Genomic DNA, 14,202 nt, shown 5'->3' with positions numbered 1-14,202 from the left:
CGGCCAGCCGAGAGCAGTCGCCGCCGCCGTGATCCGGCACGGGTAGCGTCGCCGCTGACCACACGCCGCCCGTTCGGGGCGGGGGTAGCGTCGCCGCGGACCAGACGCGGTCAGTCTGCGGCCGGGGCGGGGTCGCGCAACCGGATCCGTACCGCCCAGGCCGCGCTCACCGCCGCGACCAGGACCGCGTGTCGAGGCTCCGGCACGTCGAGCAGCCGCTCGGCCCGCAGCGGCAGCAGCGGGGCCAGCCGCCGGTCCGCGAGCACCGTGTCCACGGCCCGCCGGTCACCGCCGCAGACGAGGGCCGCCAGCTTCGCCGCCTCCGGCAGCAGCAGCCGTACGGCCAGGTCCGCCGCGTCACCCAGCGCCGCCTTGGCCTGGTTGTCACGCCGCCGGGCGAACCGGTGCTGCGACCACCCACCGGCCGCGGTGCGCCCCTGCACGTACCGGGTGTCCACCTTGGAGACCACCAGCTCGGCGCCGAGCGCCACGCCGATCGCCACCGCACCCTTGCGCGCCAACAAGAGACCGATCCGGTACGGCGTGCCGGCGGCGGCCACGAAGGCGGCCACGTCGCCGCTGGCGGGTGACCCGGGTGGCGTGTGCAACTCGGCGGTGGCTCCGTCGGGGGCGGTCAGCAGCAGCCCGTACTCCCGTGCGGTGGTGGTGGGCGGGCCGTGCCGGTCGGCGAAGCCCTCGACCCAGCGGCCGACGCGGGCCGGGTCGACCTCGACCCACCGGCCTCCCCCGGCAGCGGGTCGACTGGTCACCGCCCGACCGTACGCCACCGCCGGCGCACCCGGACCGTCAGCCCGGCACCACCGCGGCCACCGCCAGCGCGGCGATGAGGACGCTGGAGAGCACGCCCGTGACCAGCCGGCCGCGCGGGCCGGTCAGCGCACGGCCGACCACCGTGCCGCCACCGGCGATGAGCAGCTGCCAGCTCGCCGACGCCAGGAACACTCCGGCCACGAACAGGGCCGCCGGCACCGGTCCCGCGTCGGCCGTGTCCGGACGACCGAGGACCAACGCGACGAAGTAGAGCACCGTCGTCGGGTTCAGCAGGGTCAATCCGAGCAGCGCCGCGTAGGCGCGGCCCGGAGTATCCATCCCCCGACCGCCCCGCGCCGTCGGCGCGCGTCGGGAGCGGTGGGCAGCCCAGGTCCGCCAGAGCCCGTGCGCGGCCAGCCCTAACAGGACCACGGCGGCGGCCACCCGCAGCGGACCGGCGGCCGGCGCGATGACCCCGGCCAGGCTCGCGCCGCCCAGCGCGGCCACCGCCGCGTAGAGCCCGTCGGCCGTCGCCACCGCGAGGGCCGCTGCCGCGCCGACCCGGAACGAGGTACGGGCACTGAGCCCCAGGATGAGGATCGCGATCGCGCCGACCGGGATGGCGACGCCGTAGCCGGCCACCAGACCGGCGAGGAACGCCCCGCTCATGGCCGTCGACGCAGGATCGAGGCCCGCCCCGGTACCGGCCGCTGTCGACGACCGGCAGTCGTCGCAGGGACCAGAACCCGCATCGCGTACGCCTCGATCACATCGGCATCCTGCGCGCCGGCAGTCGTCCCCGCAACGGATTTCCCCGCAGCGCCGTCGCATCCGCCCGCCGATCTTGCACTTAGCGACGCCGAAATGTTCACCTTCGCGAATTAAGTCGGCACAGAAAGCGCAAGATCGGCGTCGTAGTCCGCCCCGCGCCCCGCGCCCCGCGCCCCGCGCCCCGCGCCCCGCGCCCCGCGCCCCGCGCCCCGCGCCCCGCGCCCCGCGCCCCGCGCCCAAGATCCTCACAACTTCACCGATGTTGCTGCATCCGCCACGCGGGAAACCGCAACATCGGTGAAGTTGCGCAGATCTTGCCGGGATCGGGCGCCCGATCACTCCCACCCGGCGGGCGAGCCGCGGGCGCCGATCGAAGATCGTGCTCGCACCATGTTGTAGTGGCCTCGGCGAGACACCGAGGCCACTACAACAATGATCGAGCACGATCTTGGCGGATCGGGACCGGTCAGTGCCGCGACTCGGCCCACCGGGGGTCACGGCCGAGGTAGGAGAGCAGCGCGCTCACGTCGTCGGCTTCCGCTCCCGGGTCGAGCGCCGCCGCGTACGCGCCGTAGGACCGCAGCGGCTCGACGATCTGCCGCGCGACCTCGAACAGGGGGCGGGCCAGGTCGTCGTGGAGCGGGGACGGCTGACCGGTGGCCACCGCGATGTCCCAGGCGTGCACCGCCGCGTCGAGGGCGGCGGCGACGGCAGCCAGGTGGGCCGGCAGCGCGCCGTGCGGCAGCGGTGTCGGCACCTGCGGATCCTCGTCGGCGACGCCCACCCAGGCGAGGGCGGACGCGTCGAGGGCGGCGTACAGGCCGGTCAGCTTGTCCCCCTCGATCCGCCCGGAGGGCGCGAACGGATCCTCCTCCGGCCCCGATCCGCCGGTGATCGCCGCGACGTAGGCGAGCTGGTCGCCGGTCGCGTGCTGGAGCACCTGGGTGACCGTCCACCGCTCGCAGGGGGTGGAGAGGTCCCAGGCCTCGGCCGGGATCCCCTCGGCGGTCGTCCGCAGCGCCCGGTGCGCCTCGTCGAGCACGATCCGCCACTGTCCCGCTGCCGTCTCGTTCATTGTCCCGACCCTCTCCGCTGATCCGCCGAGTTTCCCCGTGAAACGGAACGTTCCGCTCCGTTTCAAACTCAGCTTAGCAGACCGGAACGATCCGTTCCACAATAGATTTCACCTCTAAACACGACGAGCGCGGCACCCCGGAGGGCACCGCGCTCGAACGGAGAAGGTCGGGAGTCGGGGTCAGACGTTGAAGCCGAGGGAACGGAGCTGGTCCCGACCCTCGTCGGTGATCTTGTCCGGGCCCCACGGCGGGAGCCACACCCAGTTGATCCGGATGTCGTTGACCAGGCCGCCACCGGGGCCGGTGGTGAGGGCCTGCCGGGCCTGGTCCTCGATCACGTCGGTCAGCGGGCACGCCGCCGAGGTGAGCGTCATGTCCAGGGTCGCGACGTTCTCGTCGTCGACGTGCACCCCGTACACCAGGCCCAGGTCGACCACGTTGATGCCCAACTCCGGGTCGACGACGTCCTTCATCGCCTCCTCGATGTCGGCGATCATGGCCTTGCTGACGCCACCCGCCGGGGCGGCGGCGTCGCCACTCACCGCGCCGGTCTGCGCCGCGACGGTGTCGCCGGCCTCCGGCGTCGCCGCAGTAGCCGTATCCTCGCTGCTCATGCCTTCACCTCCGGGCTCACGCCCACACCGGCGCGTGCCGCGGCGTCCTTGAACGCCATCCACGGCAGCAGCGCGCACTTGACCCGGGCGGGATAGCGGGCCACACCCGCGAAAGCAACCCCGTCACCGAGTACGTCCTCGTCCGGCGTGACCTGGCCACGTCCGGACATCAACTCGACGAACGCCTCGTGCACCTCGAATGCTTCCCCGGCGCCCCGACCGCGCAGCAGTTCGTGCAGGACGCTCGCCGAGGCCTGGCTGATCGAGCAACCCATGCCGTCGTACGAGATGTCGTGCAGAACGGTGCCGTCGGTGGCCACCCGGACGGTGACCTCGTCACCGCAGGTCGGGTTGACGTGGTGCGCCTCGGCGACCTGGTCGCCCGGGTCGTCGGCGTCACGCAGGCCCCGCCCGTGCGGGTGCTTGTAGTGATCCAGGATGATCTCCTGGTAGAGCTGGTCGAGCTGCACCATCAGTCGAACACCTTCCGTACCTGCTCCAGACCGCCCACCAGGGCGTCGATCTCCCCGGTGGTGGTGTAGAGGTAGAACGACGCCCGGGTCATCGCCGGAACGCCGAACCGGCTGCACACCGGCTTCGCGCAGTGGTGACCCACCCGCACCTGCACGCCCAGCGAGTCGAGCACCTGGCCCACATCGTGCGGGTGCACGTCACCGAGGGCGAACGAGATGGTGCCGCCCCGGCCGATCGGTACGGTCGGGCCGAAGATCCGAAGGTCGGGCACCGACCCGAGGGCGTCCAGCGCGTACGCAGTCAGCTCCTTCTCGTGCCACTGGATGGCCGGCATGCCGATCCCGGTGAGGTAGTCGACCGCCGCGCCGAGCGCGACCGCCTCGGCGATCGGCGGAGTTCCCGCCTCGAAGCGGGCCGGCGGGGCGGCGAACGTCGACCGGGCCATGGTCACCGTCTCGATCATCGAGCCGCCGCCCATCACCGGCGGCATGGCCGCCAGCAGCTCGCCCCGGCCCCAGAGCACGCCGATGCCGGTCGGACCGAGCATCTTGTGCCCGGTGAACACGATGTAGTCGGCGTCGAGGTCGACCACGTCGATGGGCAGGTGCGGCACCGACTGCGAGCAGTCCAGCAGCAGCAGCGCGCCCACCTCACGGACCCGCGCGGTGATCCGGGAGGTGGCGTTGACGGTGCCCAGGATGTTCGACATGTGCACCAGCGAGACGATCTTCGTCCGTTCGGTGACCAGATCTTCCAGGCCCGACTCGTCCAACCGGCCCTGGTCGGTGACCGGGAACCAGCGCAGGGTCGCGCCGGTGCGCTCGCAGAGCAGCTGCCACGGGACGATGTTCGAGTGGTGCTCCATCTCGGAGATCACCACCTCGTCCCCGGGGCCGAGCCGGAACCGCGGGTCGCCGTCCGGACGCAGCGAGGCGTTGGAGAAGGCGTACGCCACGATGTTGATCGCCTCGGTGGAGTTCTTGGTGAACACCACCTCGTCGACGCTCGGGGCGTTGATGAACGCGGCGAGCTTGGCCCGCGCCCCCTCGTACGCCTCGGTGGCCTCGGTGCCCAGCGTGTGCACCGAGCGCGAGACGTTGGCGTTGTGCCGCGCGTAGTGCTCGTCGAGCACGGTGAGCACCTGACGCGGTTTGTGCGAGGTGTTGGCGCTGTCGAGGTAGACCAGCGGGTGCCCGTTGATCTCCCGGTCGAGAATCGGGAAGTCGGCGCGCACCCGGGCCACGTCGAAACGCGGCACGTCGTCGTACTGCGGCATCCCCTCGGGGATCGCGATGCTGGTCATCTCGACAGCGCCTCTCGCACTCAGGCCTTGGCCGAACCGGCCCCGGCGGCGTACCGCTCGTAACCCTCGGCCTCGAGCTTGTCGGCAAGCTCCGGGCCGCCCTGCTCGACGATCCGACCGGCGACGAAGACGTGCACGTGGTCCGGCTTGATGTAGCGCAGGATCCGCGTGTAGTGGGTGATCAGCAGCACGCCGGTGTCGCCGGTGTCGCGGACCCGGTTGACGCCCTCGCTGACCACGCGCAGCGCGTCCACGTCGAGACCCGAGTCGGTCTCGTCGAGGATGGCGATCTTCGGCTTGAGCAGCTCCAGCTGGACGATCTCGTGCCGCTTCTTCTCACCGCCGGAGAAGCCCTCGTTGACGTTGCGCTGGGCGAACGCCGGATCCATCTGCAGGCGCTCCATCGCGCCGCGCAGCTCGCCGCCCCAGGTGCGCAGCTTCGGCGCCTCGCCGTCGATGGCGGTCTTCGCGGTGCGCAGGAAGTTCGCCACCGAGACGCCGGGGACCTCGACCGGGTACTGCATGGCCAGGAAGAGGCCGGCGCGAGCGCGCTCGTCGACGGTCATGGCGAGGACGTCCTCGCCGTCGAGGGTCACCGAGCCGCCGGTGATCTCGTACTTGGGGTGGCCGGCGATCGAGTACGCCAGGGTGGACTTGCCGGAGCCGTTGGGGCCCATGATGGCGTGGGTCTCACCGGACTTCACAGTCAGGTTGACGCCGGCCAGGATCGGCTTGAGCTCACCCTCGGGCAGCTTGACCGACACCTTCAGGTCGCGGATCTCCAGGGTGCTCATTATCGGGTCACTCCATTACTCGGCGTCAGGCTCAGGTAGATGTCGCCGTCGCGGACTTCGACGGGGTAGACGGGTACGGGTTCGGTGGCGGGCAGGCCGGTCGGCGCGCCGGTGCGCAGGTCGAAGCGCGAGCCGTGCAGCCAGCACTCCAGCGTGCAGCCGTCGACCTCACCCTCGGAGAGGGCGACGGCGGCGTGCGAGCACTCGTCGTACGCGGCGTAGAACTCGCCGTCCTCACCGTGCACCAGGGCGATCGGGGTGCCGTCGACGTCCGCTCTGATGGCGGTGCCCTTCGGCACGTCCTCGGTGGAGCAGATCCGGATCATCAGGCGCCGGCCTTGCTGAGCCGGGCCTCGATCGCGTCGCCCAGGCGCTCGCGCAGCGACTCCACCGGGATCTTGTTGATCACCTCGGCGAAGAAGCCACGGACCACCAGGCGACGGGCCTCACCCTCCGGGATACCCCGGGCCATCAGGTAGAACAACTGCTCGTCGTCGAAGCGGCCGGTCGCGCTGGCATGGCCAGCGCCGGCGATCTCGCCGGTCTCGATCTCCAGATTGGGTACGGAGTCCGCGCGCGCGCCATCGGTGAGCAGCAGGTTCCGGTTGATCTCGTACGTGTCGGTGCCGGTCGCCTCGGCCTGGATCAGCACGTCGCCGACCCAGACGGTGTGCGCGTCCGCGCCCTGCAGCGCGCCCCGGTAGCCGACGTAGCTGCGGCAGTCCGGCACGTTGTGGTCGACGAGCTGCCGGTGCTCCAGGTGCTGGCCGCCATCGGCGAAGTAGACGCCGTACAGCTCGGCCTCGCCGCCCCGACCGGTGTACTCCACCGAGGTGAACTGCCGGACCAGGTCCCCGCCCAGGGACACCTGGATGTGGATGACCTTGGCGTCCCGACCCAGCCTGACCTTCAGGTGCTGGGCCTGGACCGCGTCGTCGGCCCAGTCGGCGACGGTGACCAGGGTCAGCTTCGCGCCGTCGGCCACGACCACCTCGACGTTGTCGGCCAGGGTGGCCGATCCGACGTGCTCCAGCACCAGGGTCGCCTCGGCGAAGCGGCCGATCTCGACGAACGTGTGCCCGAACGCCGGCTGCCCCGCGCCCGTGCCGACCACCCGCAGGCCCACCGACTGGCCGAGCACCACGTCCGGGGCCACCCGCACCAACAGGGCCTCGGCGGCAGCGCCGTACGCCAGCGCGCTGACCCGGTCCACCGGAGTGAGCACGCTGCCGATCCGCTCGTCGTCGCGGCCGATCCGGCTGATGGCCACGCCCTCGGGCAGGTCGCCGTACTCGTGCCGGACCGTGCCGGTCTCGGCCGGCACGTCGCCCGAGAGGCCGCGGAGGCGCTTGAGCGGGGTGAAGCGCCAGTCCTCCTCCAGGCCGGTGAGGGCCGGGAAGTCGGCGACGTCGTACGAGCGCAGCGCCTGCGACTTGGTGCTGGGCGGCGGCGCGGAAGCCTGGGTAGTCATGTCTTCCTTGGTCTGTCTGTTCCGTGACGGCGAGGTTGGGCTTCGTGCGGGCGGGCCGGCGTCGCCGGCCCGCCACGCGGGGAACGGCGGCGTCAGCCGACCGCGCCCTCCATCTGGAGTTCGATCAGGCGGTTCAGCTCCAGGGCGTACTCCATCGGGAGTTCCTTGGCGATCGGCTCGATGAAGCCGCGCACGATCATCGCCATCGCCTCGTCCTCGCTCAGGCCCCGGCTCATCAGGTAGAAGAGCTGGTCGTCGCTGATCTTGGAGACGGTCGCCTCGTGGCCCATCGACACGTCGTCCTCGCGGATGTCGACGTACGGGTACGTGTCGGAGCGGGAGATGGTGTCGACCAGCAGCGCGTCGCACTTGACCGTGCTGCGGCTGTGGTGCGAGCCCTCCAGCACCTGCACCAGACCCCGGTACGAGGTGCGGCCGCCGCCCCGGGCGATCGACTTGGAGATGATGCTCGAAGAGGTGTGCGGAGCCGCGTGCACCATCTTGGCGCCGGCGTCCTGGTGCTGACCCTCGCCGGCCATCGCCACCGAGAGCACCTCGCCCTTGGCGTGCTCGCCGGTCATGTAGACCGCCGGGTACTTCATGGTCACCTTGGAGCCGATGTTGCCGTCGACCCACTCCATGGTCGCGCCCTCGTGGCAGACGGCGCGCTTGGTGACCAGGTTGTAGACGTTGTTCGACCAGTTCTGGATGGTCGTGTAGCGGCAGCGCGCGTTCTTCTTGACGATGATCTCCACTACCGCGCTGTGCAGCGAGTCGGAGGAGTAGAGCGGCGCGGTGCAGCCCTCGACGTAGTGCACGTACGCGCCCTCGTCGACGATGATCAGCGTCCGCTCGAACTGGCCCATGTTCTCCGTGTTGATCCGGAAGTAGGCCTGCAGCGGGATCTCCACGTGCACGCCCTTCGGCACGTAGATGAACGAGCCACCGGACCACACGGAGGTGTTCAGCGCGGCGAACTTGTTGTCGCCGACCGGGATCACCGTGCCGAAGTACTCCTTGAAGACGTCCTCGTGCTCCCGCAGCGCGGTGTCGGTGTCCAGGAAGATGACGCCCTGCTCCTCAAGGTCCTCACGGATCTTGTGGTAGACGACCTCCGACTCGTACTGCGCCGCGACACCCGCGACCAGCCGCTGCTTCTCGGCCTCCGGGATGCCCAGCCGGTCGTACGTGTTCTTGATGTCCTCGGGCAGGTCCTCCCAGCTGGTGGCCTGCTTCTCGGTGGACCGCACGAAGTACTTGATGTTGTCGAAGTCGATGCCGGTGAGGTCCGCGCCCCAGGCCGGCATCGGCTTGCGGCCGAACAGCCGCAGGCCCTTCAGGCGCAGGTCGAGCATCCAGGCCGGCTCGTTCTTCTTGGCCGAGATGTCCCGCACCACCGCCTCGTTGATGCCGCGCTGGGCAACCGCCCCGGCGGCGTCCGGGTCGGACCAGCCGTACTCGTAGCGACCCAGGGCGGCGAGCTGCTCTTCCTGGGTCAGGGGCTGGACGATCTGCTCGGTCATCTATCTGTCCTCACAGTGGTGACGGGATTACCGGATGAAGCACGGCCCGGCTGGGTCGGGATGTGCGTGGTGCACACCCCGTCGCCGTGCGCGATGGTGGCCAGGCGCTGCACGTGGGTGCCGACCAGACGGGAGATAACCGCGGTCTCGGCCTCGCACAGCTGAGGAAACTCGGCGGCCACGTGCGCCACCGGGCAGTGGTGCTGACAGAGCTGGCCGCCGGAGGCGATCGTGGTCGCGTTGGCAGCGTAACCCTCGGCGGTCAGCGCTCCGGCGAGCGCCTCGGCCCGCGCGAGAGGGTCGTCGCCGGCGTCCTCCATGGCGGCGCGACAGCGCGACTCGAGCGCGGAGACCTGCTCGGCCGCGAACGTCTCGACCGCGTCCGCACCACCGTTGCGGGCGATCCAGCGCAGCGCCGCTGTGGCCATGTTGTCGTAGTGGTGTGTGCCACAGCGAACCCGAGCCGCCTCGGTCAGGACGAACACCTTGGCCGGACGACCCCGACCCCGGCTGCCCTGCACCGCCTGCTCGCGGGCGACGACGTCACCGTCGGCGAGCATCGCGTCCAGGTGCCGGCGGATCGCCGCCGGGCTGAGGCCGAGCGCGAGACCGAGCTGCGCGGCGGTCGTCGCGCCCCGCTCCAGGAGCAACTGGGTGACGCGGTCCCGGGTGGAGGTCTCCGTCGCGGAGCCACCCAGTACGGACGGCGAGGCCCCGACGAGGGCGGACGCGGACGCGCCGACGGCCGGGACAGCCGCCGGCTGGTGCCCGGAGAGCGCCGCCGCGTTTTTCACAACGCCAACGTTACGTAATTGCCCGGAGGGTCGCAAACCCGGGCCCCGGTGATCCGAACCACCGAGCCGACGGAGTCGGACGGACCTCGATCACTACAGTGCGTAGGATTTGCGCCGTGAACCGATTCGTCCGTCCGGTATCCAGCGTCCTGCTGCGCCGCCTCGCGCTCGCCTCGATCATCGCGAACGTGGCCATCGTCGTCACCGGCGGGGCGGTCCGGCTGACCGCATCGGGCCTCGGCTGCCCCACCTGGCCCCGGTGCACCGACGACTCGTACGTCACCACACCCGAAATGGGCGTGTACGGCGTGATCGAGTTCAGCAACCGGATGCTGACCTTCGCGGTCGGTCTCATCGCGCTGGCCACCGTGCTGGCAGTGCTGATCCACCGGCCCCGCCGGCCCGGGCTCCTCGCGCTGTCCGTCGCCGTGTTCCTGGGCATCCCCGCCCAGGCGGTGATCGGCGGCATCACGGTGCTCACCAACCTCAACCCGTGGGTGGTGGGGCTGCATTTCCTCTCCTCGATGGCGGTGATCGCCGCCGCGTACGCCCTCTGGCGGCGGATCGGCGACCCGGACGGCCCGACGGTCGCCGCGGTACCCACTCCCCTGCGCGCGCTCGCCCGGATCACCACCGGCGTCACCGTCGCGGTACTGGTGATCGGCACCTGGGTCACCGGCAGCGGCCCACACGCCGGCGACCACGGCGCGGCCCGCAACGGCCTGGACCCGGAGGCCATCTCCCAGGTCCACGCCGACGGGGTATTCCTGTTGATCGGCCTGTCGGTGGCGCTCATCTTCGCGTTCCGCGCGGCGGAGGCGCGGCGGGCCACCCGGGCCGCCGTCGTCCTGGTCGCGGTGGAGTTGGGTCAGGGACTCATCGGCTTCGTGCAGTACTTCACCCACGTGCCGGCGCTCCTGGTCGGCGCGCACATGCTGGGCTCGTGCCTGGTGCTGCTGGCCGCCCTGTCCGTCCAGTGGTCCACCCGCGAACGCCACCCGGCCCCCCCGGCACCCCAGCCCACCACAGCGACGGAAGCCCAACCCGTCCCCGCCTGACCCCCGCGCCCCGGCCCACCCCCGCGCCCCGCCCCGCGCGCCTCGCCGGGCCCCGCGCCAAGCACGCCCCGCCCTACACGCGTCGATCTTGCACTTACGAACGCCGAAGTGCCCATATTCGCGCGATAGGTCGGGACAGAAAGTGCAAGATCGGCGCGATGGGCGAGACGTGCGGGGCGCAGCCCTTGCGTCCTGCGCCCGCCGGTGTCCCCTCTCGGGTGCACGCCTGCGCCTCGCGCGCTGTCGTGCGTCCGCGCCTGCGCGCCGCCCCGCCTGCGCTATCGCGTCTGCACGCCTGCCCAAGATTTACGCAAGTTCAGGGTTGTTGCTGCCTCCGGGACGCGGGAGGCAGCAACATCCCCGAAGTTGCGCGGATCTTGACGAGGGGCGAGAGGGGCGAGGGCCGAGAGGCGGGAGGGGCGAAGGGCGATAGGTGCGCGGGTGCGCGGGTGCGCGGGTGCGCGGGTGCGCGGGTGCGCGAGGACTGGCGGGCGTCGCGACAGAGCCGGCGCTGCGGCGGGGCACCCCGCAGGGCTCATGGTCACGCTCGAACCAGGATGTAGTGGCATCGACGTGTCCGCGATACCACTACATCCTGGATGCAGCGCGACCTTGCGGGCGCCGCCGCCGTCGAGGCGGTGCTGGGCCAGCCGCCAACGTCGAGGCAGCGCCGCATCGGCGCCCCGCCCGGCATCCGCGCACCTCCAGGGCGGTCACCGCCTCGCCACGCCACGACACGGCACGACACGACACGGCACGGCACCCACGCCACGGCACGGCACCCACGCCACGGCACGGCACCCACGCCAGGGCACGGCACGGCACGCCACGGCACGCCACGACGCGGCACGGCACGCCACGACGCGGCACGCCACGGCACGGCACGCCACGGCACGGCACGGCACGCCACGGCAGGGCGCGACACGGCACGGCGCGACACGCCACGCCACGGAGCTCGTAGGGGGCACGCCGGGACACCGCCCTACCTCGACCGTGGTCAGGCCGGGTGGGTCAGGTGGGTGGCGATCGCGGTGGCCAGGCGGTCGGGGGCGTTCTCGGCGTACCCGAGGAAGAGCGACGGCTCGGTCAGCTCCAACTCGACCAGGACCGGGTCGCCGGCCGGGCCGGAGATCAGATCCACGCGGGCGTAGAGCAGCTGCCGGGTGCCGCCGGGGACCGCCGCTAGGGTCCGGTCCGCGACGGCCAACTGCTCGACCGCGGCGGTGCGGGCGGTGATCTCCTCGGCCTTGTACAGCTCGTCCGGACCGAGGTCGGGGCCGGTCAACATGGCGCCCTTGCGGATGGCGTGGCTGAACGCGAGACCGTCCGGGCCGGCCAGGAAGAGCAGCGCGGTCTCGCCCTCGGTGTCGACGGCGCTCAGGTACGGCTGGACCATCGTCGTCCGGCCGGCGGCCGAGAGGCGACGTACGTGCGCGTCGGCGAGGGCCCGGTGCTCCGGGTCGGCCAGGTCGTAACGGCCGGTGTCCTGGCTACCGGAGCTGACCGCCGGTTTGATCACGTACTCGCCGGTGTCGGCGGGCGGCGACCAGCTCGCGCCCGGCTCGACCCAGGCGGTCGGCACGGTGGGTACGCCGGCGGCGCTCAGCTCGCCGAGGTAGCGCTTGTCGGTGTTCCACCGCACCACGTCGGCGGGGTTGACCAGGGTGGGCACCGTGGCGGCCCAGGCGACGAACTCGTCGCGGCGCAGCGCGTAGTCCCACGGCGAGCGGAGCACGACAAGGTCGTACGCGGACCAGTCGACGTCCGGGTCGTCCCAGACCGCCGCTTCGGCGATGATCCCCCGCGCGGCGAGCGGGTCGAGGACGAGGCGGTCGTCGGGGTCAAGGTCGACCAGGCGGGAGCAGGTAACGAGAGCGACCCGGGGTTCCCCCCGGGTCGACTGGTGGTGGTTGGTCAATCCAGCTAGCTATCTCAGCGGGCCATCGTGCGCCGGGCCATCGACCGCCAGAGGTCGTTGCTCGGTCGCATCTGGTCCATCAGTTCACGCTCCCAGGCGTTCTCGACGGTGACTCCCGCCTTGGCGCACGCCTCCCGGGCCGTGACGGTGTCCTCGGCGAACTGGTCGCCCCACTCACCGTCGGCGCCCACGAGGACGATCCGCGCGCCGCGCTTACCGACGTACTCGATGACGGCCTTCGCGCCGCCGTGCCCGGCGGCGAACGACTTGAGACCCGCGACCAGACCCTGCGGGGCCTGCTCGCCGGAGCTCTGCTCGGCCGTCAGCGTCGTATCGGAACCATCTGCCATGACGCGAAGCCTAAGCAGAGTTCCACTCGCGCGGGCGAGAACCATGAAGCTTTTGTGATGCCAATTACCTAGAGGTTTAAGGAACAGCAGGGACACTTTGTCCGCTTAAATCAGGACTTTCCCGCCTCAACTTCCGGAGCAAACCAGGCTGCAACTCCCGCAGGTTGAGCCGATCCGACTCATGCCGAAAGTTACTCTGATGTGACGTTAAAGCGGGACAACTCATCCATGACGGTGACTGTTCGCAGGATTGGCGGCGAAACGCGGGCCGCGCGCCGGGCGGCGTCAGATCAGCGCGTCGAGCGCGACGGCCACGAACACGATCGTCAGGTACGTCGTGGACCAGTGGAACAGCCGCATCGGCTTGACCGCTTCGCCGCGCGTCGCCCGCCGGCAGAGCTTGTGCGCCTCAAGGATGAAGATGGCGCCCACCACCAGGGTCGGCACGCCGTAGATCGCGCTGAGCCCCAGCGGCCAGACCGCCAGGGAGGTGAGCACCGTGAGCCAGGCGAAGATCAGAATCTCGGCGTTCACCCGACGGGTCGAGGCCACCACGGGCAGCATCGGGATGCCGGCGCGGGCGTAGTCGTCCTTGTACTTCATGGCGAGCGGGTAGAAGTGCGGCATCTGCCAGAAGAAGACCACCGCGAACAGCGCCCAGGCCGCCGGAGCGAGCCCACCGGTGACCGCCGCCCAGCCGATGAGCACCGGCGCCGCGCCGCAGGCCCCACCCCAGAACGTGTTCGTCGGGGTGGAGCGCTTGAGCCACATGGTGTAGACGACGTCGTAGTAGACGATCGCGGCGAGCGTCAGCCCCGCGGCGAGCAGATTGGTGAACGCCGCCATCAGGACGATCGAGACCGCCGCCAGCACCAGACCGAAGACCAGCGCGTTACGGGGCGACACGGTGTGCGCCGGCAGCGGACGCCGCTTGGTGCGCCGCATCAACTGGTCGATGTCGCGGTCGATGTAGCAGTTGAGGACGCTGGCCGCCCCGGCCGCGAGCGAGCCACCGACGAGCACGACAGCCATCAGCCACAGCGACGGCAGGCCGCCCTCGGCGAGCATCATCGCCGGGACGGTGGTGACCAACAGCAGTTCGACGATGCGCGGCTTGGTCAGCGCCACGTACGACGACACGATCGCGCGCACGTCCCGCCGCGCCACCGGACCCTCGGCCGCCCGTGCCGGGGGCTGCCCGGCGGGGTTGCTCGCGGGGCGCTCGGTGATCATGCTCACGGATTGCCACCTTCCGGCATCGGCACGGGGAGATCGGATCGGCGGG

15 protein-coding genes are annotated in these 14,202 nt (G+C 71.1%); 1 reads left to right on the top strand and 14 read right to left on the bottom strand.

Features of this window, described 5'->3' with window-relative positions:
• Positions 1 to 110: 110 nt before the first annotated feature.
• The 11 genes from AB0B55_RS06835 to AB0B55_RS06785 all read right to left on the bottom strand — a co-directional run bounded on the left by AB0B55_RS06835 (position 111) and on the right by AB0B55_RS06785 (position 9,591).
• Positions 111 to 770 carry an acVLRF1 family peptidyl-tRNA hydrolase gene (locus tag AB0B55_RS06835; RefSeq protein ID WP_357170858.1) on the bottom strand — a complete coding sequence of 220 codons (660 nt, stop codon included), beginning with the start codon at positions 768 to 770 and terminating at the stop codon, positions 111 to 113.
• A gap of 37 nt (positions 771 to 807) precedes the next feature.
• Complete coding sequence (locus AB0B55_RS06830; RefSeq protein ID WP_357170856.1) at positions 808 to 1,440, bottom strand: LysE family transporter; 633 nt, start codon at positions 1,438 to 1,440, stop codon at positions 808 to 810.
• A gap of 568 nt (positions 1,441 to 2,008) precedes the next feature.
• Positions 2,009 to 2,617: a TIGR03086 family metal-binding protein gene (locus AB0B55_RS06825; protein ID WP_357134316.1), complete on the bottom strand. Its 609-nt coding sequence runs from the start codon at positions 2,615 to 2,617 to the stop codon at positions 2,009 to 2,011.
• Positions 2,618 to 2,797: 180 nt separating this feature from the next.
• Complete coding sequence (locus tag AB0B55_RS06820; protein ID WP_357134314.1) at positions 2,798 to 3,232, bottom strand: metal-sulfur cluster assembly factor; 435 nt, start codon at positions 3,230 to 3,232, stop codon at positions 2,798 to 2,800.
• Complete coding sequence (gene sufU / locus AB0B55_RS06815) at positions 3,229 to 3,702, bottom strand: Fe-S cluster assembly sulfur transfer protein SufU (RefSeq protein WP_355049630.1); 474 nt, start codon at positions 3,700 to 3,702, stop codon at positions 3,229 to 3,231. The genes AB0B55_RS06820 and sufU overlap by 4 nt, the downstream gene beginning before the upstream one ends.
• Positions 3,703 to 3,704: 2 nt before the next feature.
• Positions 3,705 to 5,009, bottom strand: a complete 1,305-nt coding sequence (locus AB0B55_RS06810) for a cysteine desulfurase (RefSeq protein ID WP_357170854.1) — start codon at positions 5,007 to 5,009, stop codon at positions 3,705 to 3,707.
• 20 nt (positions 5,010 to 5,029) lie between these two features.
• The gene (gene sufC, locus AB0B55_RS06805) at positions 5,030 to 5,803 is read right to left on the bottom strand and encodes a Fe-S cluster assembly ATPase SufC (protein WP_357134310.1); all 774 of its coding nucleotides are present in this window, start codon (positions 5,801 to 5,803) and stop codon (positions 5,030 to 5,032) included.
• Positions 5,803 to 6,129 carry a non-heme iron oxygenase ferredoxin subunit gene (locus AB0B55_RS06800; RefSeq protein ID WP_357134308.1) on the bottom strand — a complete coding sequence of 109 codons (327 nt, stop codon included), beginning with the start codon at positions 6,127 to 6,129 and terminating at the stop codon, positions 5,803 to 5,805. The genes sufC and AB0B55_RS06800 overlap by 1 nt, the downstream gene beginning before the upstream one ends.
• The gene (sufD, locus tag AB0B55_RS06795) at positions 6,129 to 7,274 is read right to left on the bottom strand and encodes a Fe-S cluster assembly protein SufD (protein ID WP_357170852.1); all 1,146 of its coding nucleotides are present in this window, start codon (positions 7,272 to 7,274) and stop codon (positions 6,129 to 6,131) included. Before sufD ends, AB0B55_RS06800 begins: the two co-directional genes overlap by 1 nt.
• Positions 7,275 to 7,366: 92 nt before the next feature.
• On the bottom strand, positions 7,367 to 8,797 hold the full coding sequence (sufB, locus tag AB0B55_RS06790) for a Fe-S cluster assembly protein SufB (RefSeq protein ID WP_357134304.1): 1,431 nt from the start codon (positions 8,795 to 8,797) through the stop codon (positions 7,367 to 7,369).
• Complete coding sequence (locus AB0B55_RS06785; RefSeq protein ID WP_357134302.1) at positions 8,794 to 9,591, bottom strand: transcriptional regulator; 798 nt, start codon at positions 9,589 to 9,591, stop codon at positions 8,794 to 8,796. The genes sufB and AB0B55_RS06785 overlap by 4 nt, the downstream gene beginning before the upstream one ends.
• A 116-nt stretch (positions 9,592 to 9,707) precedes the next feature.
• Between AB0B55_RS06785 and AB0B55_RS06780 the strand changes: the two genes are divergently transcribed.
• Positions 9,708 to 10,649 (top strand): COX15/CtaA family protein, encoded by a 942-nt coding sequence (locus AB0B55_RS06780; RefSeq protein WP_357170850.1) that lies wholly within the window; start codon positions 9,708 to 9,710, stop codon positions 10,647 to 10,649.
• Between the two features lie 997 nt (positions 10,650 to 11,646).
• Here the strand turns inward: AB0B55_RS06780 and AB0B55_RS06775 are convergent.
• From AB0B55_RS06775 to AB0B55_RS06765, 3 genes are all read right to left on the bottom strand, one after another.
• Positions 11,647 to 12,567 (bottom strand): hypothetical protein, encoded by a 921-nt coding sequence (locus tag AB0B55_RS06775; protein WP_357134298.1) that lies wholly within the window; start codon positions 12,565 to 12,567, stop codon positions 11,647 to 11,649.
• Positions 12,568 to 12,581: 14 nt separating this feature from the next.
• Complete coding sequence (locus tag AB0B55_RS06770) at positions 12,582 to 12,917, bottom strand: hypothetical protein (RefSeq protein WP_357134296.1); 336 nt, start codon at positions 12,915 to 12,917, stop codon at positions 12,582 to 12,584.
• A 285-nt stretch (positions 12,918 to 13,202) separates the two neighbouring features.
• Positions 13,203 to 14,156 carry a heme o synthase gene (locus AB0B55_RS06765; RefSeq protein WP_357134294.1) on the bottom strand — a complete coding sequence of 318 codons (954 nt, stop codon included), beginning with the start codon at positions 14,154 to 14,156 and terminating at the stop codon, positions 13,203 to 13,205.
• Positions 14,157 to 14,202: the final 46 nt, after the last annotated feature.

The organism is Micromonospora sp. NPDC049107 (assembly GCF_040648595.1).
Lineage (GTDB): Bacteria > Actinomycetota > Actinomycetes > Mycobacteriales > Micromonosporaceae > Micromonospora.
The sequence above is the reverse complement of the archived record's forward strand: the minus strand, read 5'-3'. Positions and strand labels throughout refer to the sequence as shown.

What these genes read in the sequence shown, in the direction of transcription:
- sufB (WP_357134304.1), bottom strand. Translation starts at nt 8,797, where the DNA reads ATGACCGAGCAGATCGTCCAGCCCCTGACCCAGGAAGAGCAGCTCGCC.
- AB0B55_RS06770 (WP_357134296.1), bottom strand. Translation starts at nt 12,917, where the DNA reads ATGGCAGATGGTTCCGATACGACGCTGACGGCCGAGCAGAGCTCCGGC.
- AB0B55_RS06810 (WP_357170854.1), bottom strand. Translation starts at nt 5,009, where the DNA reads ATGACCAGCATCGCGATCCCCGAGGGGATGCCGCAGTACGACGACGTG.
- AB0B55_RS06825 (WP_357134316.1), bottom strand. Translation starts at nt 2,617, where the DNA reads ATGAACGAGACGGCAGCGGGACAGTGGCGGATCGTGCTCGACGAGGCG.
- sufD (WP_357170852.1), bottom strand. Translation starts at nt 7,274, where the DNA reads ATGACTACCCAGGCTTCCGCGCCGCCGCCCAGCACCAAGTCGCAGGCG.
- AB0B55_RS06830 (WP_357170856.1), bottom strand. Translation starts at nt 1,440, where the DNA reads ATGAGCGGGGCGTTCCTCGCCGGTCTGGTGGCCGGCTACGGCGTCGCC.
- sufC (WP_357134310.1), bottom strand. Translation starts at nt 5,803, where the DNA reads ATGAGCACCCTGGAGATCCGCGACCTGAAGGTGTCGGTCAAGCTGCCC.
- AB0B55_RS06800 (WP_357134308.1), bottom strand. Translation starts at nt 6,129, where the DNA reads ATGATCCGGATCTGCTCCACCGAGGACGTGCCGAAGGGCACCGCCATC.
- AB0B55_RS06820 (WP_357134314.1), bottom strand. Translation starts at nt 3,232, where the DNA reads ATGAGCAGCGAGGATACGGCTACTGCGGCGACGCCGGAGGCCGGCGAC.